We start from the raw sequence: 21237 nt of genomic DNA, 5'->3' as shown, positions 1-21237 counted from the left end.
CATGATTGGAATAGTAATGTTTTTCGTAGCCTTGTTTGCACTTTTACTTGGCTTCCCAGTGGCGTTTACCTTTGGTGGTATCGCGTTAATCTTTGGTGTTTGGGCTGAGGGCATTGAAATGTTTGCCTTCATGCCATATCGAATTCAATCCATTATGGAAAACACGGTTCTGATGGCCGTTCCATTGTTTGTTTTTATGGGGCTCGTTCTACAAAAGACCAAGCTTGCTGAGCAGTTGCTTGAGTCTATGGGGCGACTGTTTGGCGGCGTTCGTGGTGGTATCGCGATTTCAACCGTATTAGTAGGTTCACTACTTGCGGCTTCTACTGGCGTGGTTGGTGCTTCTGTTGTTGCTATGGGACTTATCTCCCTACCTGTAATGCTCAAGTACAATTACGACAAAGGCTTAGCCTGCGGCACTATTTGTGCGTCTGGTACGCTAGGGCAGATCATTCCACCCTCCATCGTATTGATTCTATTGGGTGATGTTCTAGGTGTTCCTGTAGGCGACTTGTTCCAAGCGGCGATTTGGCCGGGCGTGATGCTGGTCGGCGCGTACATCGTTTATATCTTGATATACGCAAAGCTACACCCTGAAGCGGCTCAACCTATTGAACGTGATGACTCCATCAGCCGTAAGCAGGAAGTGTTTAATGCACTGAAAGCGATTCTTCCGCCTCTAGCGTTAATCATTGTTGTACTGGGCTCTATCTTCGCAGGTGTTGCTACGCCAACAGAGTCAGCCGCATTAGGTGGCGCGGGTGCGATGATACTTGCACTGCTTTACGGTCAATTTAGTTGGTCGATGGTGTACGAGGCGTCGAAAGAGACGGTGAAAGTAACGGCGATGGTATTTGCTATCTTGTTGGGTGCAACGGCATTCTCAATGGCGTTTACCTACACTGGTGGCGACTATCTGGTTGAAGAGTGGATGCTACAACTGCCAGGTGAAAAATGGGGCTTCCTGATCATTACCATGCTGGTGATTCTGATTCTGGGTTTCTTCATCGACTTCGTAGAGATCTGTTTCATCATCGTGCCGATCATTGCGCCAGTTGCTGAACTGATGGGCATCAACATGACATGGTTCGCTATCCTTATTGCGATGAACCTACAAACTTCCTTCTTAACGCCGCCATTTGGTTTTAGTTTGTTCTATTTAAAAGGCGTAGCACCGAAAGGCGTGACGACTAAGGACATCTACCGAGGTGTGATGCCGTTCATTCTGATTCAAATCCTCGTACTTGGATCACTTCTCGCTTTCCCATCTTTCTATGGAATGTGAGTGAAGCCAAGAATGTGAATGATATGTTTCGACGGCTATCTATAAATTGCTAAAGTAAAACGGCTTATTGATGTTCAGTAAGCCGTTTTTTGTGAGGGAAAGGAATGCCTCTAAAAGCCAAGCTGATTTTGCTGACGTTGCTCCCGTTGCTGCTGGTAACGGCGAGTATTAGTTGGATCTCGCTGCACCAGACTAAGACGTTAGGCGCTAAAGAAGTCGAGATCTTTAGAGACAGCCTAATCAAGTCGCGTGAAAACGCCCTCAAAGACACGGTTGATCTCGCGTTCGACGCCATAGAACACGTCTATAACGATCCAAATATCCAAGAAGCCCAAGCCAAAAAAAAAGTTCGAACCATATTGTCTAAACTTAGATATGGCTCTGATGGGTACTTCTTCGCATACGATCGCCTCGGGACCAACTTGGTTCATCCAATTCAGCCAGAATTGATAGGCCAAAACCTACTCCAACTGCAAGATGAAGATGGCGATTTTCTGATAGAGGCTCTGTTAAGAGAAGCGCAAACCGGAGGCGGGTTTCACCAGTATTTGTGGCAAAAACCGTCGACGGGTGAGGTGGTGTCTAAGCTGAGCTACGCCGCTTGGTTAGAGCGTTGGGACTGGATGATTGGCACCGGCTTGTATATTGAAGACGTACACCAAGAAGTGGCTTCGATGCAGGCTGCGATAAATAAGAATATTGAAACCACGTTCTTTTCGATTGTGGTGATTTTGAGCGTAACGGTCGCGGTCATCATCGTGCTGACCTTGGCTATTAACATGCATGAACATCGGATTGCTGATATCAACTTAAAGGAGCTGGCGCATAAGACGGTGATGTTCCAAGAAGACGAGAAGAAGCATCTAGCGCGTGAGTTGCATGATGGTATTAACCAATTATTAGTGTCGAGTCGTTGCCATTTGGAACTGCTCGGTAATAAGCTACAAAATGAAGACCTTAAAGCACATTTGAATAAGTCGCAGCATTCACTGATGCGAGCGATCGAAGAAGTGAGGCACATCTCGCATCAACTTCGTCCAAGTTCATTGGATGACATAGGCTTAGAAGCGGCATTGTCTTCATTACTGTTAGATTTTCAGGCGCACTCGGGCATAGAAGTCGAGACCATGTTTGCTACTCAACCTGGTAAGTTAAAATCAGAGGCGGCGACAACCTTGTATCGAGTGGTGCAAGAGTCGCTGAATAATATCGAGAAACACGCGCAAGCGACCAAAGTAACGGTTATCGCTCAGCAAATTGGTAATGTGTTGCAACTACTGATTCAAGATAACGGTGTCGGTTTCAACACCTATAAAGCGATGGAAAAACGAGGGATCGGGCTGCGTAACATGAGAGAGCGAGTGGAGTTCATCGGTGGTGACTTTGAATTGATGAGTGAGATTGGCCTCGGAACGGAAATTACAGTGTTACTGACACTAGAGGGATTAATGAATGAGTGAAGTTATTCGAGTTGTGATTGCTGACGATCACCAAGTGGTACTGGATGGCTTTATGGCGAGATTGGAACTCGAGCCAGATATTAGCGTGATAGGTACCGCCAGCAATGGACTAGAAGCGGTAGAGGTGGTTAAGTCTCTGCGCCCTGATGTGGTGTTGATGGATATCAGCATGCCTATCATGAATGGCATTGATGCCACCCATCTGATTAAAGAAGAAGACCCAGAAGCCAAGGTCCTGATGCTGACCATGCATAACAACCGTGAATACATCATGAAGGTGATGCAGTCGGGTGCTGTCGGTTACATGTTGAAAGAGATTTCGGCTGAAAAAATGGTACAGGCAATCAAAACGGTCAATCAAGGATCGACCTATTTCTGTGAAAAAGTCACGCAGAATTTGTTTACTCAGCCGATTACTCCCACGCCATCTGTCAAGAATCCATTGAGCAGACGTGAAGAGGCTGTGCTGAAATTAGTCGCAAAAGGGGAGAGCAGTAAAGAGGTCGCAAAGGCGCTGAATATCAGCTATCGAACGGTAGAAACCCATAGGCAAAATATTAAGCATAAGCTCGATATTCACTCTACGGCAGAGCTTGCTAAATATGCGGTCAGCTCCGGGCTTGTGGACTGATCTTACGCTAAATAACGTTAAATGTGTAATTTACGCCTCCTTTATGGAGGTTTTTTTAGTATTTTTGCGACAGGTTGATATTCTTCTTTTCGAAATTTAAGCGCCGAATGCAATGTTGCAAACTGTGCGCTGCAAATTAGAGAGGAAGCATGGAGCCTGTAAAAGATAGGTATAGTATTGAAAATACCGATTATACAGTAGGACAAGATAACGTTCAGAAATGGGGTTTTGATGTTCATAACCCAGTATTTGGAATCAGTGCAGGGGCGATCATTATCTTCCTGTTGGCACTTCTAGTCGCAGACCCTGAAACCGCAAAAGCGGCGCTTGATGGAATCAAATGGAAAGTCATTGGTAACTTCGATGGTTTCTTCATGTGGGCAGCAAACATCTTCGTAATTTTCTGTTTTGCCCTCATTGTCTCCCCGTATGGCAAGATACGTATTGGTGGCAATGATGCCAAAGCAGAGCACTCAAACCTATCTTGGATGTCGATGTTATTCGCCGCAGGAATGGGTATTGGCTTAATGTTCTGGGGTGTTGCTGAGCCAGTAGCTTATTTCACTGGCTGGTATGAAACACCACTAGGTGTTGAAGCTTACTCTCCTGAAGCGGCGAAGTTGGCTCTTGGTGCAACCATCTACAACTGGGGTCTGCACGGTTGGGCGATTTACGCGGTTGTTGCTCTAGCGCTTGCCTTCTTCACCTTCAATAAAGGTTTACCTCTATCAATCCGCTCTATTTTCTACCCTATCTTGGGTGATAGAGCTTGGGGTTGGTTTGGTCATATTGTTGATATCGTCGCTGTGCTTGCAACGCTATTTGGCCTTGCAACTTCATTGGGCTTAGGTGCTCAACAAGCAACAAGTGGTATTAACCATGTATTTGGTACCGATGGCGGTATTGGCATGCAGCTGATTGTTATCGCTGTGGTTACTTTCTTAGCGACAATGTCCGTGGTTCGTGGCATCAACGGCGGCGTAAAAGTGCTAAGTAACGTGAATATGCTGGTGGCTTTAGGCTTGCTGATCTTTGTTACGATTGCAGGTGGCATGGCGGGTATTAAAGCAATCCCAACCGCGCTAATGGGCTACATTGAAAACTTCATTCCTTTAAGTAATCCTCATGGGCGTGATGATGAAACGTGGATGCAAGGTTGGACGGTATTCTACTGGGCATGGTGGATGTCTTGGTCACCATTCGTAGGCATGTTCATCGCTCGTATCTCTAAAGGTCGAACGATTCGTGAATTCATCGTTGCTGTATTGTTCATCCCAACGACAGTAATCATCATCTGGATGGCTATTTTCGGTGGCATCGCGATTGATCAAGTGGCGAACAAGGTGGGCGAGATTGGTGTGAATGGTCTGCAAGATATTACACTTTCTCTTTTCCATACTTACGATGCTCTGCCAATGAGCTCTGTGCTTTCAGTGGTATCGATTGGTTTGATTATGGTGTTCTTTATCACCTCTTCTGATTCAGGCTCATTGGTTATCGATAGCATTACCTCTGGCGGTAAAGTGGATTCACCTGTTCCTCAACGTGTTTTTTGGGCGTTGATGGGCGGTGCGATTGCTGCGGTTCTATTGTGGGTTGGTGGCACAGAATCTATCCAAGCATTGCAAGCCGGTACCGTTTCTATGGCACTTCCATTTGCCTTCATATTATTGCTTATGTGCCTAAGCTTATTGCTAGGTTTACGAACTGAAAATCAATTGGTTAAGCACCAAAATGCTTTGAGTTAAAAGTATTTTTGATAAAAAGGTCGACAGGGTCGACCTTTTTTTCGTCATAAACTTGAGTAATTACGTGAATATTGTTTGAAATTCCATCGAACCGATTCTAGTTTACTGAAAACAACAAGTTAACCTGCTAAACTTCAGACATCCAAGTATTTGAATTATTGTGACAACAGCTTGTACTACTTGGATCGTAGGTTCGAGTTTGTAATTAAGTCGCAGGTAAGTAAGGAATACGAGGTCAATAGACCCTAATAGAATTCCGTAGAGAGGGATGATGACTAAAGGTATAGATAAATACAGTATCGACAGTACGGATTACACTGTCGGTCAAGATAACGTCCAAAAATGGGGTTTTGATGTTCATAACCCAGTATTTGGTATTAGTGCGGGACTTATCGCTTTGTTCCTGATCGGTGTTCTTATTACAGATACCGCTTCAGCAAAGGCTGCGCTAGATGGCGTTAAAGGCCAGATTATCAATTCGTTTGATTGGCTTTTCATCTGGTCGGGTAATATTTTCGTAATTTTCTGCTTAGGTTTGATTGTTTCTCCGTACGGCAAAATCCGCCTTGGTGGTGTTGATGCGACGGCAGATTACTCATTCTTCTCTTGGCTATCGATGCTGTTTGCCGCAGGTATGGGTATCGGCTTGATGTTCTGGAGTGTGGCAGAGCCAGCGGCTTACTTCACTGGTTGGTTTGAAACTCCGTTAGGTGTTGAACCAAACACACCAGAAGCTGCAAAACTGGCATTGGGCGCAACCATGTATCACTGGGGTCTACACCCTTGGGCGATTTATGGCGTAGTAGCACTGTCACTTGCGTTTTTCTCTTACAACAAGGGATTGCCTCTTTCTATCCGTTCTATCTTTTACCCAATTTTAGGTGATAGAGCTTGGGGCTGGGCAGGTCACATTGTTGATATTCTTGCTGTACTTGCAACGCTATTTGGTCTGGCGACATCGTTAGGTCTTGGTGCACAACAAGCGGCAAGTGGTATTCAGCATGTATTCGGCATTGAAGCGGGCTTAGGTCTGCAAGTTATTGTGATTACAGCGGTGACTTTATTGGCGGTAGTATCAGTACTTCGTGGTATTGATGGTGGCGTTAAAGTTATCAGTAACATCAACATGTTGGTGGCTTTCCTACTGCTTATCTTAGTGGCTCTAATCGGCTACGCGGTGACTTTAGGTTCTATCCCAACGACATTGATGGCATACATTGAAAACATCATTCCGTTGAGTAACCCTCACGGTCGTGAAGATGAAACGTGGATGCACGGTTGGACTGTATTCTACTGGGCTTGGTGGATCTCATGGTCTCCATTCGTAGGTATGTTTATCGCACGTGTTTCTAAAGGTCGTACCGTTCGTGAGTTCATCACAGCAGTACTGATTGTACCGACTACAGTGACTATCATTTGGATGTCAGTATTCGGTGGCATGGCGATTGACCAAATCGTGAATACCGTTGGTATTCTTGGTCAAGACGGCCTAACAGATGTATCACTAGCAATGTTCCAAATGTTTGATGCACTGCCGTTCGGGACTCTGCTTTCAATCATTGCGGTTGTATTGGTTCTAGTCTTCTTCATTACATCGTCTGACTCAGGCTCTCTAGTAATCGACAGCATCACCGCGGGTGGTAAAGTTGATACGCCTGTGCCTCAACGTGTGTTCTGGGCGTTCCTTGAAGGTGCTATTGCTGTTGCTCTATTGTGGGTTGGTGGTACTGAAGCAGTACAAGCTCTACAAGCGGGTGCAATCTCGACGGCATTACCATTTACCATCATTCTATTACTGATGTGTGTGAGCTTGCTAATGGGTATGCGTACAGAAAAACGCTAGGCTTTTTAAGCTGAAATCTACTGCAATTTATACGCAGTAGAACGGTAAATAATATGAAGGCAGAAGAGGAAACTCTTCTGCCTTTTTTGTTTCCTCTTTACCGTGTTTTCTTGTCTCTTTTTAACATGTGAAGTGCGATAAAAATACTAATAACCGTAGAGATAATGCCGCCTTAAATTTGGCGATAAGCCAAGGATTTGACATTACTTAAGCTTATGGTTTGCTTAAAATTATATTACGTTATTAAATTATAAAATCGCTCGAATTTAATACTGATATTGGGTAGTATGCGCGAGATTTCCCACTACTCGTGAAACTTTGACATGAAACTAACACTTAAGCAGAAGTTAATAGGTGCTAGCCTATCTGCTGTTGTCGTTATGGCAACAGCGTTAACTTGGTTATCAGCAAACCAATTATTTGAACAGACTCGTAATGGCGTATACCTACGAGCTGAAAGCGTATCTGAAGCAGCATCTGAAGGTATTAAAAACTGGATTGATATCCGTACTGATATCGCATCAGCATTTAATGACTTTTCACGAGAGGATGATGTTGTTCCTTTCCTTAGACAAGCTCGTGTAGCGGGTGGCTTTGACGATATCTTTTTAGGTACTCCAGAAGGTGGAATGTACCGTTCACATCCTGAACGTAATCGTGCAGATTACGATCCTCGTCAACGTCCTTGGTACCAAGAAGCAAACGCTGCAGGTAAGCAAATCATTACTACGGCTTACCAAGATGCAATCACCAAAGCACTTCTAGTAACGATCGCAGAACCTGTTCGCCACAAACGCCAACTTGTTGGTGTTGTTGGTGCAGACGTACTGATCGACCAGTTGGTTAACGATGTAATCAGCCTTGATGTTGGTGACAACGCTTACGCAATGCTAATTGATGCCTCTGACGGCACATTCCTAGCACACCCAGATTCAGCACTAAGCTTGAAGCCGGTAAGCCAGCTTTCAAACGATATCTCTATGCCTATCATCGAAAACGCAGTGCGTACGGGTAGCATCGAGATCATCAAAGAGCGCGGCGCAGACAAGCTGCTTTACTTCACGAAGGTGCCTAACACTAACTGGATCTTCGCGGTTCAGATGGACAAAGCAACAGAAGAAGCGAACCACTCAACGCTACTTACTCAGCTGATCATCACTGCTGTCGTTATTACGCTCATCGTAATCGTACTCGTGTCTTGGTTAGTAAGCTTCCTATTCCGCGACCTAAACCGCGTTTCAGCAGCACTTGAAGAAATTGCTTCAGGTGAGGGCGATCTTACTCAACGCCTTGAGCCTAAGAGCGACGACGAAATTGGTCAGCTTGCAGCAAACTTCAACCGCTTTGTGGGTAACATGCACACCATGGTGATCAAGCTAAGCGAAGTATCTGCTGCGCTAGGCAACCAAGCACGTCAAACGGCTTCTCAAGCTGAAGAACGTAGTGCTCGTATCCAAATGCAACAAGACGAGATCAACATGGTAGCAACAGCCGTTAACGAAATGGCTGCAGCAACACAAGAGATCGCAGGTAACGCAGACCACACTGCACAGAACTCATCTGAAGCGGTTGGCGCGTGTGAGCACGGTACTGGTCAAGTAACACAGACTCAAAGCTCTATCCAAAACCTTGCTCAAGAAGTTCAAATCGCAACTAACGTGATTCTCGAGCTTGAAGAGCACGGCAACAGCATCAACGCTATCTTGTCTAACATTCAAGGTATTGCAGAACAAACGAACCTACTTGCACTTAACGCCGCTATTGAAGCAGCACGTGCCGGTGAGCAAGGTCGTGGTTTCGCAGTAGTAGCGGATGAAGTTCGAGTTCTGAGCCAACGTACACACGGTTCAACGCAAGAAATTCAACAAACGATTGAGTTGCTGCAAGGTACAACAGGCAAAGCGGTTAACATCATGAACGATAGCCGTACACTTGCTGAAACCAGTGTTGATGACGCGAACTCAGCGGCTGCAAGCCTAACGCAAATCCATGCTGCTGTTGAACGCATTAGCGACATGGCGACACAAATTGCTTCCGCTGCAGAAGAGCAAGCATCAGTAACGTCTGAGATCACTCGTAACACTGAAGGAATCCGTGACGTATCTAATGAGCTAGCAGACGAAGCGCACCAAGCTGCGGAACAAGCTGCTCAGTTATCTGAACTGTCTCACGAGCTAGAAAGCGAAATTAGCCGCTTCAAGCTTTAAGCACTAAGTTCTGAGCGAATAGCGATAACTTGATAGCTAAAACGACTAGCGAATAATTCGCGATAACGTTATCAAAAAGCCGAATGTGATTATCACATTCGGCTTTTTTGTGCGTTCTAGTTAGAGTTATGAACCCTAATTAGTTGTTTGGATAACCTGGGAACTTAGTTTTGAGGGCCGCGCTAGTAGGAAAGCAGTGCTCCATAAATTTCACCATCGCAGGGGCTCTAGCTTGTCGTTGTTAAGCTATTTTCTTTTTTACATCAAGGTCAGCCACCTATTGGAAGTGGAAGTGACGGGTTAAACTTGATTGAAGAAGGGTGTAGCTCAGAATAATTAAAGACACAAAAAAGCCCGAGCATAAACTCGGGCTTTGAACGGTTATCTTTATAACTGATGAAGGCGCTAGATTGCCTGACGCAGTTGGAAATAACGTCCTGCTTCGTTTAACAGTTTCTCATGAGAGCCGTTTTCAACAATCTCGCCTTGTTCAATCAGAACGATAGAATCCATCGATTCCAGACCAATCAAACGGTGCGTGATGAAGATAACCGTCTTGCCTTCGAAGTGTTTCTCGAACAGCGTCATGATGCTTTGCTCTGTTTGCTTATCTAAGCCTTCTGTTGGCTCATCGAGAAGCAGGATAGGGGCATCATGAAGAATCGCACGTGCGATGCCAATACGGCGCTTCTCACCACCAGACAGTTGACGACCACCGTCACCTAACCAGCTATCAAGTGCATTATTCTCAAGCAGTTTTTCTAGGCCAACATCTTTAAGGATATTCGCTAAGTGATCATCGGTCGCTTCTGGTCTTGCAATCAACAAGTTGTCACGCAAAGTACCATTTAGAATGTCGACACGTTGGCTTACCACACTGATTGATTCACGAAGCTGTGATTCATTCCACTGAGTCAGTTCAATGCCCGCGATTGAGATGTAACCCTTCTTAGGATCCCAGTAGCGAGTCAAAAGCTGAATCAGTGTTGATTTACCAGACCCCGTTTGACCCACAATCGCAACCTTGTTGGTAGCGGGGATGGTTAGGTCGACAGCGTTCAGAACACTGCGCTCAGAGTCAGGGTAGTTGAACGTCACGTTTGAGAACGTAATATCCAGTGGCTTGTTGATGTCGAGCTTCTCTTCAGCAAACTGAACTTCAGGCTCAGACAGAATAACTTCGTTCAAGCGACGAGCTGAAGACAAAGTTTGACCTAAATGCTGGAATGCACCTGCAATTGGCATTAATAGCTCGAAGCTTGCCATGGTTGCGAATGCCATTAGCGCGATGAACGGGTCTGGTGCATTACCACCCACGCCGTCAGCCGCAAGCCAAAGCATAAGAACCAGCGTCAAACCGTTGAACAGCATTAGCGCTGCTGAAGCCATACCGGTTAGGTTAGCGTTCACAAACTGATTCGCCATCAGCTTGCGTTGCGTTTCTAGAATTGCATTGCGGTAACGCTCTTCAGCACCGAACAGAGTTAGCTCGCTGTAGCCTTCAATCCAATCAAGCGTCGTTACACGAAGATCCGCTTTGTTTTGTGTTAGCTCACCACCATTACGTTTACCAAGCTTGTAGAACAAGATTGGCCAAACCAACAGCATGATAAGAAGGATAGAACCTAGGATTAAACCTAGTGAGCTATCAAACCACATCAAGAACAGAGTCAGGAAGAAGATCCCAAATACACCCACCGTCACTGGGCTTACTAAGCGCAAGTAAACGTGGTCCATTGCATCGACATCAGCAACCAAACGGTTCAGTAGGTCAGCATCACGAAGGTTTGAAATACGACCTGGGATCAGCGGAGCCAGCTTCTTAAAGAAGAAGATACGCAGATCAGTCAGTAGTTTGAATGTCGCATTGTGGCTCACAACACGCTCACCCCAACGACCCGCTGTTCGGCTCATTGCTAAACCACGTACACCACCACCTGGTAGCATGTAGTTGAAGGTTTCACGTGCAATCGTAAGGCCAGCAACCGCAGAAGCTGAAATAAACCAGCCTGATAGCGTTAACAAGCCAATAGAAGCCGATAGAGTAGCAAAAGCCAATAGCATGCCTAGCGATAGGCCAAACCAATGCTTTTTATAGAGTTTCAGGTAAGGCAGTAAATCACGCATCTAAATTACCCTTATTATCTTGTTGAGCTAAGTTCGCGTTAAGCATCTCTTCGAATAAACCACCCGCAGTCGAAAGCTGAGAGTAATGACCTTGTTCAACAAGACCACCATCGCGCATAACCAGAATGTTATCGACCGATTGAAGCGGGGCAAGTTGGTGCGTCACAAGTAAGGCAGTGCGGCTTTCGATGTTGCTATTGATGCCTTTCATTACCAACTGTTCGCTACGAGTATCTAGGCTGGCAGTGGGTTCATCGAGCAACCAGAACTGACCGTCTTGAATCATTGCGCGAGCCAGAGCCAAACGCTGAGATTGACCAACAGATAAGCCGCCAGAACGATCAGAAATCATGTAATCCAAGCCGTGCTCATTTACGAATTCGTTAGCAAAAGACTGCTCAAGTGCATTCTCGACAACTTGGTCAGTGATATCGTGCTTACCTAGAGTGACGTTGTCATGAATTGTGCCGTGCAGTAGTAACGGGTTTTGACCAACCCAGCTAATGGTTTTACGCCAAGAGGCCAAGTCTAGGTCACGCAGTTCAATGCCATTGATTTTCAAGCTTCCTTCATAAGGCATGAAACCAAGAATAGCGTTGATCAAACTTGTTTTACCTGCACCACTTGGGCCAACTAACGCAGTCGATTGGCGAGTGTTAAGCGCGAACGAGATAGGACCAACCAGTTGAACACCTTCAGGGCTCAATACTTTCAGATCTTGAGCTTCAATATTGATGCCTTGAGCCGGGTCTAACTGAGTGTCGCCTGATTTAACTTTAGTGATGTCTGTTTCTAGGAACTCGACAATACTTTCCGCTGCGCCAACCGCTTGTTGTTTCGCATGGTAGAAAGTACCTAAATCACGCAGAGGTTGGTAAAACTCTGGCGCCAAGATAAGGATAAACAAACCTGCGAATAGCGTAATGCCAACGCCGTAGTGGCCGAAGTTAAGCTCGCCGATGTAAGTGAAACCAAAGTAAACCGCCGTCATCGCAATCGAGATAGACGTGAAGAACTCAAGTACTGCAGACGACAAGAAAGCGATCTTCAACACATCCATGGTGCGCGTTCTGAACACCTCAGATGCACCTTTCAATACTTCTGTTTCAGCGTTTGTGCGGTCAAATAGACGGATGGTTGTCATTGACTGCAAACGGTCGTAAAAGTGACCAGAAAGACGTTGCAGTGCTTTGAAGTTTTTACGGTTTGCATCGGCTGCTTTCATACCCACAAGTGCCATGAACATCGGCACCAGTGGAGCAGTAATCAAGAAGATCAGTCCTGCTGCCCAGTTTACTGGGAACACCACAACCAAAATAATGAATGGAATCATTACCGACAAAGACATCTGAGGTAAGTAACGAGAGAAGAAGTCTTGCATGTCTTCAACTTGTTCTAGCAACAACGTTGCCCACGTACCTGCAGGCTTACCTTTGATGTAAGCAGGGCCAAGTTCGCGTAACTTATCGAGAATGAGCTGCCTAATGTAAACACGGATCTGTTCACCGCAGCGATAACCTGCGATTTCACGACCCCATGTACAGCCCGCACGGCCAACGACCGAAAGTGCCAACCCAGCAAAATGACCAACCAGTTCAGACTTATCGACATTCTCGATGATCAGCTGGTGAAGAATAGAGGCGAGAAGAGCTGCTTGAGCAATTAAAAACACGCTTGAAAGTACGCCAAGGCTAATTGCAATCATAAGCCAGCGTTTCGCTAACTTACTCTGTTGCTTAAGCCACTTGTTCAAGCTGCGTTGTTTTTTCTTATCCATTATGAAGGCTTAATGATAATTATTATTTGTTGAGGGCGGCTAGTATACAAAAGAAAGCCCAGTGGATATACCACTGGGCTCTAGGGATTTACAACAAAATGTGATGACGCCCTGCATCTACTGAGGCGAGAGCACCGATAATCAAATCTGCAATCTCAGATTTACTTATCGTTAAGGCCATCTAGGAAGCGTTCAGCATCCAGTGCAGCCATACAACCTGTACCAGCAGAAGTGATTGCTTGGCGGTAGTTGTGGTCCATTACATCACCTGCAGCGAACACGCCTGGGATGCTGGTTTGTGTTGCGTTACCTTCAAGACCAGACTGAACAATGATGTAATCATCTTTCATGTCGACTTGGCCTTTGAAGATTTCAGTGTTTGGTTGGTGACCGATAGCAATGAATGCGCCCATTACTTCGATGTCTTCCGTTTTGTCAGACTGAGTATCTTTAATGCGAACGCCAGTTACGCCCATATCGTCGCCTAGAACTTCGTATAGCGTTCGATCAGTGTGAAGAACAATGTTGCCGCTCTCTACTTTGTCCATTAAACGCTTAACAAGAATCTTTTCAGCGCGGAACGTGTCACGGCGGTGAACAAGGTGAACTTCAGACGCGATGTTAGATAGGTAAAGTGCTTCTTCAACAGCCGTGTTGCCACCACCCACAACTGCAACTTTCTGGTTGCGGTAGAAGAAACCATCACACGTTGCACAAGCAGAAACGCCGCGGCCTTTGAATGCTTCTTCAGACTCTAAACCTAGGTACTTAGCTGATGCGCCTGTTGAGATGATCAACGCATCACAAGTGTACTCGCCTGAATCGCCTTTAAGACGGAAAGGGCGGTTAGATAGGTCGACTTCGTTAATGTGGTCGAACAGGATCTCTGTTTCAAAGCGCTCTGCGTGCTCTTTCATGCGATCCATTAGAGCTGGACCCGTTAAACCTTCAGCGTCACCCGGCCAGTTTTCCACTTCAGTTGTGGTTGTAAGCTGACCACCTTGCTGCATACCCGTAACAAGTACTGGGTTTAGGTTTGCACGAGCAGCGTAAACTGCAGCTGTATAGCCAGCAGGGCCAGAACCAAGAATCAATAAATTACAGTGCTTTACGTCGCTCATGAGGACTCCGAAATTGAATTTGTTTTAATTTATAATCGCTTAGGATTGTATGGAAAATATGGAGGCAATAAAAGGTTAAACAAGGGCAGAAGTGTAATTAATCGTTATACGTTAGAACATAACCGAACTAAATGATGGTCTTGTAATCCTGTGTCTTAGATCAATAGCGATAAGTCAAGGAAAGTGCTCTTGCAAACAGCTATGCATATTGCTCACTTTTAGGGCCTTCTTGATCATGGTGTTTCTATAGCAGTATTTACTTTTTTGCGTATACATTGATGAGTAGAAAAACAAGAGAACCTGAATCCTATGTTTTATTTTAAAAAGTTTGCGTTAAAAGACGCTGCAAGAATTCATCAAAATTAGCGTGCAGATAAGCGACCACAAGACGCACTTTTAGTATGAACGGCATGATTACAAACAGGTGTAATGTTGGTTAATACTTGAACTGTTGAGTGCTTCTTAGTTGTTATTTTTTTGTATGTGTTATTATTGATATTTATATATTGCGCGGAATCATTTGAACTCTATGCAGATTCTAATCCTTTTTATCAATGTGTTTATTGTGTGCCTGAATTCGGTTTTTGCTTCTCCGCTGCAGGTCAGCGGGGAACAATCTGTGTTAGCTAATGAAGCTGTAAGATGGTATGAAATGTCTTTGTTATCTGATCCAGTCGATTTTCCCATATTAAAAAAACACATTGAATCCTCTCCAAGGATTGAAACGATATTTGGTGGTGAAGGGGCGTTTGGGTTGAGAGTTGATTTGGCCAACTCCGATATCAAGTCGTCACAACAAATAGTTACACTCCGTGCAAACTATTTGGATCAAGGTTGGGGGTACTGGCAATCAACAAATGGTCAAGTAAGGCGAATACTTGATTTTGGCCAATTAAGTAACAAGAGTATCTTGCATCTGCATAGGCAAAGCTTCCCGTTAATATTGAATGCGGAGGAATCTGGAACACTTTGGCTCTACTTGGAAGCAAAGAAATTTCCAAAGGCAGTTAACTTCACTCTTCAACCTGAATATCCATTTTATATTCACGTTTTCCGCAACAATACGCTCACATTAGCTTCTATTACTGTCATGCTAACGTTGGGAGTTTTCGCTCTTTTTTGTTACTTTCAAACTAAACATCCAGTCACACTGGCTTGTGCTGGTTATGTTGGGCTACATGGCCTGGGATGGTTCGCCGCTTCAGGCGCTTGGGGGTACTTATTATCAAGCCAAAGCTGGAACCCAGTTTATTTTGGAATGGTATTGTTTCCGTTTGCGGTTGCTTTTTCTTGCTATTACACAAGATTATTGTTTGGATTTCCGCAGCATTTTATTCGTATTAATCTTACCTTTCAGGCCTTTAGTTGGCTGTGTGTCATTATCGGGTTTATTAATGTCTTTGCCCCGTTTTCGTTGACTTTTGTTATGTCCCATTTAATTGCGGCAATCTGGGTGCCGACAATGATAGTGACTGGCGTATTGATGGTTTATCAACGAAACTTTGTCGCTAAATATTATTTGATCGGTGGTCTTTGTTATGGCACGGCTTTGGTATATTACATTTTTGCGCATTTTGCACCATTGCCGACTCAGAGATCGACAGAAGTCATCGTTGTTGTTGCATTAGCAATAGATTGTACCTGCATTTTATTGTCACTGACTGAATGGTTGCGGATTCAACAACATCAACATCAGAAAACCTATATCCAGTCGAGGGTGGATAGTTTAACGGGGCTTGGAAACCGGCTGGATTTTAATGATGCGAGTAAACAATTAGTACATCATTCCTATTGTATCGTCTTCATCGATTGTGATGGCCTTAAATCGATTAATGATACTTATGGTCATGATGAAGGGGATCGCTTTTTAGAATACACCAGCCGCATGATGCGAGAAAAATTTACAGACCTTGGAATGGTTTATCGAGCTGGTGGCGACGAATTTATCTGGTTGTTGAAAGTGGATAAAGAGAAACAAGTTGAGGCTCTCTATTCTCAGATTGAGCTTAGAGTGACTCAGGTGGAAGAGCAAATTCGCAGTGCTGATTGGCCTCAGTCTGGCCTCAGTTTTGGAAGCGCATCTAGTTTTGAATGTGTCAATTTTTCTGAGTGTTTGAGCTTAGCTGACCAGCGAATGTACCAGCAGAAGCGCTCGAAGAACGGTTTTAAAAATCAGTCCAGTGAAATTGAGTGTTAGCTAAATTCCCTATTTTCTAAGTGAATCGTTTTAAGTCTAGTTAACTTATTTTCGTTTTGACTTTTGGTGTAAATGTCACCAAAGGTGGCTCTTTTAGCAACCAACCTTTCAAGCTTGCTTACCCTCTCATCTGTTTTGTGTAGAACATTCCCAATCTTTATAGTCGCCTATTTTTAACGAATTCTAAGTTAGGACATAAAGGCAGACCATCATATTCCAAATAAACGCATCATTTATAATTGTAGGTTTTATTAGAAAGCACTCTATTTGAGGGCGGCCGAGTTCCCCCCGAACTCGACCTGTTCCAGACGCGCAAGCAAAGGCGTGTGGATTCTGGCGTACTCATAAATTAACCAATTTCAGTTTGTTGTGTAAATAATCAATAGCTTGGCAATTGATAGGTAGGTCGTATTTCGTTGTGTAAAATCATAGAAATGAATGATGGCGAGTGTGATGCCTGAACTCAGGCAAGAAGGCTGGCGTATTAAAGGGTAGGGGCTTATACAATATGAAACCTGGCCTGCTAGTTAATAATATCGTTAAATTTAAATTTTCAGGGATTTATAACTAGCTAGTGGAGTGTGCTAGTTTTAAGAGTTGGTCATCTTTTATTCTGGTGTTATACACTGCTTTTTATTTCTCGATTGGGTTTAGCGTCTGAATTATTAAATTTGACGGGATAAATGATTGTTTAGTGTTGATTTGGCAATATCTTCAAGTATCCTTTATGTAAATAAAACGTTAAATATCGAAAGTTAATTAACAATCATTAAGGAGTCGATGATGTTACATGCTCACGAAAATACCCTACATATTACCCACCTCAGTAACCACGCAGTTGAGGAGTTGTCACCGTCATTCTCTAAGCTTCCAAGCACAGAGCATGCGGATGGTCAGTTTCGATTGAGAAGGTACTCAGTGGTTGAATTCAGTAATGGACAAGTCGTTGAGCTAGACAAACATAACTTTGTTCAGTCTGAAGACATTAATCACTTTCAAGGTGACGTTGTTCGCCAGTTCGAGCCGATTGAAGCACAAATCCTAAGCAGCGAAGGCATGCAAGAGATGTGTGAACTGTTTATTGAAACCAACGGGCTTGAAGACGGACAAGAAATCGAAATCCATCAGATCCGTATCGCTGCAATTTTTGAAGAAACTCAGGTTGCACCGGAAGGTGTTCACCAAGATGGTTTTGACCACATCGCGATCATTGGTGTTACTCGCCACAACATCGTTGGTGGTGAAGTGATGCTGTATCAAGATAGCCACGAAGCACCATTCTTTAGAAAAGTGTTAGGCGATGGTGAAGTGGCAATGCTTGCTGATAGTAAGCTCTGGCACAATGCACAACCGATTCGTACCATAGACCACGGCGAGATGGGCTACATGGATGTGTTTGTTCTAACGGCTAAGGATGCGCGCAATGTCCTTCACTCTTAATGATGTACGCCAGCAGTTTAGCGCGCTAGGCCAATACCATAACGGTAAGCCGGTGACCTTTTTTGATGGGCCGGGTGGCTCTCAGGTGCCTGAGAATGTTTTAGCATCAATGACCGAATACCTAGGGCATTTCAATTCAAACCTAGGCGGGCACTATTTTTCTAGCCAAAAGACCACAAGCTTAATGCAGCAAGCGCGAGAAGCGGCGCAAGCACTGCTTAATGCGGAGTCTTCTGGCAACGTTGTGTTCGGCGCTAACATGACATCGCTGACCTTCCAACTGAGCCGAGCGATCAGCCGAGATTGGAAAGAGGGCGATGAAGTTATCGTCACGGCGTTAGATCATTATTCGAATGTATCGAGCTGGCAGCAAGCGGCAGATGACAAAGGCGCGATCGTTCGCCAAGTTCGTGTCGATGAATCAGATTGCAGCCTAGACATGGCGCACTTTGAGTCTTTGCTGAACGAGAAAACCAAACTTGTTGCGGTGACATTTGCTTCGAACACCACAGGCTCGATTGTCGACATGGCAAAAGTTATTGAGCTTGCACATCAGCATGGTGCGCAGGTTTATGTTGATGCGGTTCATTACGCACCGCACCACTTGATCGATGTTCAGCAGCTGAATTGCGATTTCTTAGCGTGCTCGGCTTATAAGTTCTTCGGCCCGCATGTGGGTATTGCTTACATTGCACCTCAATGGCTGCATACGTTAAAGCCATACAAGGTAGAGCCTGCCACTAATATTGGTCCAGGTCGTTTTGAAACCGGAACACAAAGTTTCGAAGGACTTGCAGGTGTGATTGCAGCAGTAGATTACTTGGCGCAGTTTGGTGAGCCAACCGACTCATTGCGTTCTCGTTTAGAGCAAAGCTACGCGCTTTATAACAAGCATGAAAGCCAGCTGAGTGAGTACTTCCTAAAACGCTTGGGCGAGCTGGAAGGAGCGAAACTTTATGGTAAAACGGAGTTTGATTCGAACCTAAGAACGCCAACCTTTGCGGTTACCTTTGAAAACCATTCTCCAGAGTTCATCGCCAAGAAGCTGGGTGAACATAATATCTGTGTGTGGAACGGACATTTCTACGCATTAGGTTTGGTGAAACAGTTGGGTATTGAAGAGCAGGGCGTGGTGCGTATTGGTTGTATGCATTACAACTCGATTGAAGAGATCGACTTGTTGTTCAATGTGCTTGAAGGGATCTTGCGAAGCCATTAGCAAGCAGTCACTAGCACTTAATAGCTAAAGAATTAGAAAAGAGCATACTTCTCTCATGAACATTGAGTAGGAAGTATGCTCTTTTTCGTTTCACAGCGCTTATTACTTATTTACGTAACGCCAGTGATTCGATTAAGACCGCTTTTAATCAAGACAGCTGCTCAACAATAGCTACACCCACTGCGTGTGCGCTAGTCGGGTTCTGGCCTGTAATCACTCGCTCATCAACAATCACAAGCTCTTGCCAAGGTTGAACCTTGTTGAAACGCGCTGCGCTGCGAGCAAGAGACTCTTCCAGTAGGAACGGAATGTCGTTGATGGTGCCAAAGTCGATCTCTTCTTCACGTGTAAAACCAGTCACCGATTTAGAGCTCAATAGCTTCTCGCCGTTGCTTAAAACAATCGGAAGCAGTGCTGCTGGGCCGTGACATACAGATGCGATCACACCGCCATCTTCATAGTGTTTAGCCGCAATAGCTGCGAATTGCTCGTCGGTTGCTAAGTCAGAAAGCAAACCGAATCCACCTGGGTAGAAGATAGCGTCGTAGCTTTCTGCATTAATTTGGCTTACAGGAATCGTGTTATTAATGCGGTTCTGGAAGTCATCATTAGCCAAGATCTCGGCGTTTACTGAATCCCCTTCAATATCGGTTCCGTACAATGGGCCTTTACCACCCTTGATAGACGCGATGTCGTACTCAAAACCCGCAGCAATGATCTCTTTCAGTGCATGAGTCAGTTCAGGCGCGTAAGTACCGTTAGCTTGGTCTGTATCGCCTAGTGTTGCGTGGTTAGTTACAGGTATTAGTATTTTTTTCATGATTCGTCCCTTTGAGCTGCTGTTTTTCTATTTAGGTGCTGACGCTTTTCGTTAAGCACTGATGTTGTTCGTTAGGTGCTAACGCTTAGTGCTAGGTATCGTGTTGTTACTTAGCTATCGCCGTCTTGTTGTATCTAATACTAGTTCCAAACCGATTAGGTGATAATATGCTAAACAGGTAAAACATTGTTGCTATATAGCAAAGATAAAATGCGAGTAGATTATGTATGGATAGCTTTGAAGGGATTAATGAATTTGTTGCGGTCGCTGAGTGTCACGGCTTTTCAGCGGCCGCTAAACAGCTAGGTTGCAGTACCAGCCATGTGAGTCGGCAGGTTTCAAGGTTGGAAGAGAGAGTGGGAGTGGCTCTGCTTGCGCGTTCAACACGGATGGTTAGCCTGACTGAATCTGGCCACACTTATTACCAACAGTGTAGAGATTTGGTCATTGGGCTTCAGCAAGCGAACGAGCAAGTGACTTCTCAGCAGACTCAGCTTAGCGGTACTTTGCGTGTGAGTGCGGCAGGCGCGTTTGCAGAAAATCATGTCGCGGCGGCGCTGATGGAGTTTGCTAAAGAGCATCCTGAGCTCACCATAGAAATGAATTTCAATACCAAGATGGTTAACTTCATCGAAGATGGCATCGATTTCGCGATTCGTTATGGCCGATTGGACGATTCAGGATTGGTGGCAAGAAAGCTCGTCGATCGCCCGATGGCGGCGGCAGCCAGTAAATACTATATAGAACAATTTGGTACGCCCACTCATCCAGAGCAGTTAAAAATGCACAGCTGCATTATCGCCAACAGTGATCAGTGGCTATTTGAGAAAGAGGGCAAACCGTTAAATGCAGTGCGAGTACATGGACGCTGGCGCAGTAACAATTCAAGCGCGGTACTGAAAGCTTGCGAAGAGGGGCTTGGTATCGTTTATCTTCCTAAAAGCAGCTTCAATGGTGGCCTTAGCAATGGAAAACTCGTTCCTGTGTTAGAAGAGTATTGGGGATCGGGCACAAGCAGTTGGATTGTTTATCAGAACCGTCGCTTTCTTCCACAGAGAGCACGGTTGGCTATCGACTTTTTAGTCTCTTATTTCTCTGATTGGAACGAGTAGTGCACGGGTTATTTCATCAGATTTAACCCAAAAATAGAAAAAGATAATGGTTACATTGGTATAGGTTATCTATTTCTGTTTTTTGACGCGAATAATGGGATTGAGATGCTTGTCTACTTTTACTAACTCGTGTTAGCGATTGAATTGTAGAGAAGCTCGCAACAGTACGATATACTAGATGGCATATTAATGTCCCTAGCGCGTGATAGATTCTGTGGAAGCGTTGGCAGGATGTGTTGTTATGCTCCAG

At 44.8% G+C, this 21237-nt stretch carries 14 protein-coding genes; 10 read left to right on the top strand and 4 right to left on the bottom strand.

Annotated features, from left to right (window positions below):
- Window position 1: 1 nt before the first annotated feature.
- From AB6D58_RS02320 to AB6D58_RS02295, 6 genes are all read left to right on the top strand, one after another.
- Complete coding sequence (locus tag AB6D58_RS02320) at window positions 2-1285, top strand: TRAP transporter large permease subunit (protein ID WP_029235146.1); 1284 nt, start codon at window positions 2-4, stop codon at window positions 1283-1285.
- A gap of 104 nt (window positions 1286-1389) precedes the next feature.
- Complete coding sequence (locus tag AB6D58_RS02315) at window positions 1390-2745, top strand: cache domain-containing protein (protein ID WP_372156429.1); 1356 nt, start codon at window positions 1390-1392, stop codon at window positions 2743-2745.
- Window positions 2738-3376 carry a response regulator transcription factor gene (locus AB6D58_RS02310; protein WP_017060961.1) on the top strand — a complete coding sequence of 213 codons (639 nt, stop codon included), beginning with the start codon at window positions 2738-2740 and terminating at the stop codon, window positions 3374-3376. The genes AB6D58_RS02315 and AB6D58_RS02310 overlap by 8 nt, the downstream gene beginning before the upstream one ends.
- A gap of 149 nt (window positions 3377-3525) precedes the next feature.
- The gene (locus AB6D58_RS02305; RefSeq protein WP_372156427.1) at window positions 3526-5124 is read left to right on the top strand and encodes a BCCT family transporter; all 1599 of its coding nucleotides are present in this window, start codon (window positions 3526-3528) and stop codon (window positions 5122-5124) included.
- Window positions 5125-5395: 271 nt separating this feature from the next.
- Window positions 5396-6967: a BCCT family transporter gene (locus AB6D58_RS02300; RefSeq protein ID WP_372156426.1), complete on the top strand. Its 1572-nt coding sequence runs from the start codon at window positions 5396-5398 to the stop codon at window positions 6965-6967.
- A 323-nt stretch (window positions 6968-7290) separates the two neighbouring features.
- Window positions 7291-9174, top strand: coding sequence for a methyl-accepting chemotaxis protein (locus AB6D58_RS02295; RefSeq protein ID WP_372156424.1), 1884 nt, complete (start codon window positions 7291-7293; stop codon window positions 9172-9174).
- A gap of 405 nt (window positions 9175-9579) precedes the next feature.
- On the opposite strand, the gene cydC is transcribed toward AB6D58_RS02295, so the two are convergent.
- The 3 genes from cydC to trxB all read right to left on the bottom strand — a co-directional run bounded on the left by cydC (window position 9580) and on the right by trxB (window position 14199).
- Window positions 9580-11301, bottom strand: a complete 1722-nt coding sequence (cydC, locus tag AB6D58_RS02290; RefSeq protein ID WP_372156423.1) for a heme ABC transporter ATP-binding protein/permease CydC — start codon at window positions 11299-11301, stop codon at window positions 9580-9582.
- A complete protein-coding gene (cydD, locus tag AB6D58_RS02285) occupies window positions 11294-13078 on the bottom strand; it encodes a heme ABC transporter permease/ATP-binding protein CydD (RefSeq protein ID WP_372133745.1) in 1785 nt (594 codons plus the stop codon). The genes cydC and cydD overlap by 8 nt, the downstream gene beginning before the upstream one ends.
- A 161-nt stretch (window positions 13079-13239) precedes the next feature.
- Complete coding sequence (gene trxB / locus AB6D58_RS02280; protein ID WP_372156422.1) at window positions 13240-14199, bottom strand: thioredoxin-disulfide reductase; 960 nt, start codon at window positions 14197-14199, stop codon at window positions 13240-13242.
- Between the two features lie 529 nt (window positions 14200-14728).
- Between trxB and AB6D58_RS02275 the strand changes: the two genes are divergently transcribed.
- From AB6D58_RS02275 to AB6D58_RS02265, 3 genes are all read left to right on the top strand, one after another.
- Window positions 14729-16396 carry a GGDEF domain-containing protein gene (locus AB6D58_RS02275; RefSeq protein ID WP_372156420.1) on the top strand — a complete coding sequence of 556 codons (1668 nt, stop codon included), beginning with the start codon at window positions 14729-14731 and terminating at the stop codon, window positions 16394-16396.
- A 783-nt stretch (window positions 16397-17179) separates the two neighbouring features.
- Entirely contained in the window at window positions 17180-17836 is a 657-nt protein-coding gene (locus AB6D58_RS02270) for a 2OG-Fe dioxygenase family protein (RefSeq protein ID WP_372143212.1), read from the top strand.
- Window positions 17820-19055 (top strand): cysteine desulfurase-like protein, encoded by a 1236-nt coding sequence (locus AB6D58_RS02265; protein ID WP_372156419.1) that lies wholly within the window; start codon window positions 17820-17822, stop codon window positions 19053-19055. Before AB6D58_RS02270 ends, AB6D58_RS02265 begins: the two co-directional genes overlap by 17 nt.
- 148 nt (window positions 19056-19203) lie before the next feature.
- On the opposite strand, the gene AB6D58_RS02260 is transcribed toward AB6D58_RS02265, so the two are convergent.
- A complete protein-coding gene (locus AB6D58_RS02260) occupies window positions 19204-19875 on the bottom strand; it encodes a type 1 glutamine amidotransferase domain-containing protein (protein WP_372156417.1) in 672 nt (223 codons plus the stop codon).
- Window positions 19876-20102: 227 nt separating this feature from the next.
- Between AB6D58_RS02260 and AB6D58_RS02255 the strand changes: the two genes are divergently transcribed.
- Window positions 20103-20987 (top strand): LysR family transcriptional regulator, encoded by an 885-nt coding sequence (locus tag AB6D58_RS02255; protein WP_102398221.1) that lies wholly within the window; start codon window positions 20103-20105, stop codon window positions 20985-20987.
- Window positions 20988-21237 lie beyond the last annotated feature (250 nt).

This window comes from Vibrio sp. 10N.239.312.D08, assembly GCF_041466145.1.
Lineage (GTDB): Bacteria > Pseudomonadota > Gammaproteobacteria > Enterobacterales > Vibrionaceae > Vibrio > Vibrio crassostreae_C.
This window is presented reverse-complemented; position numbering and strand designations above follow the sequence as displayed.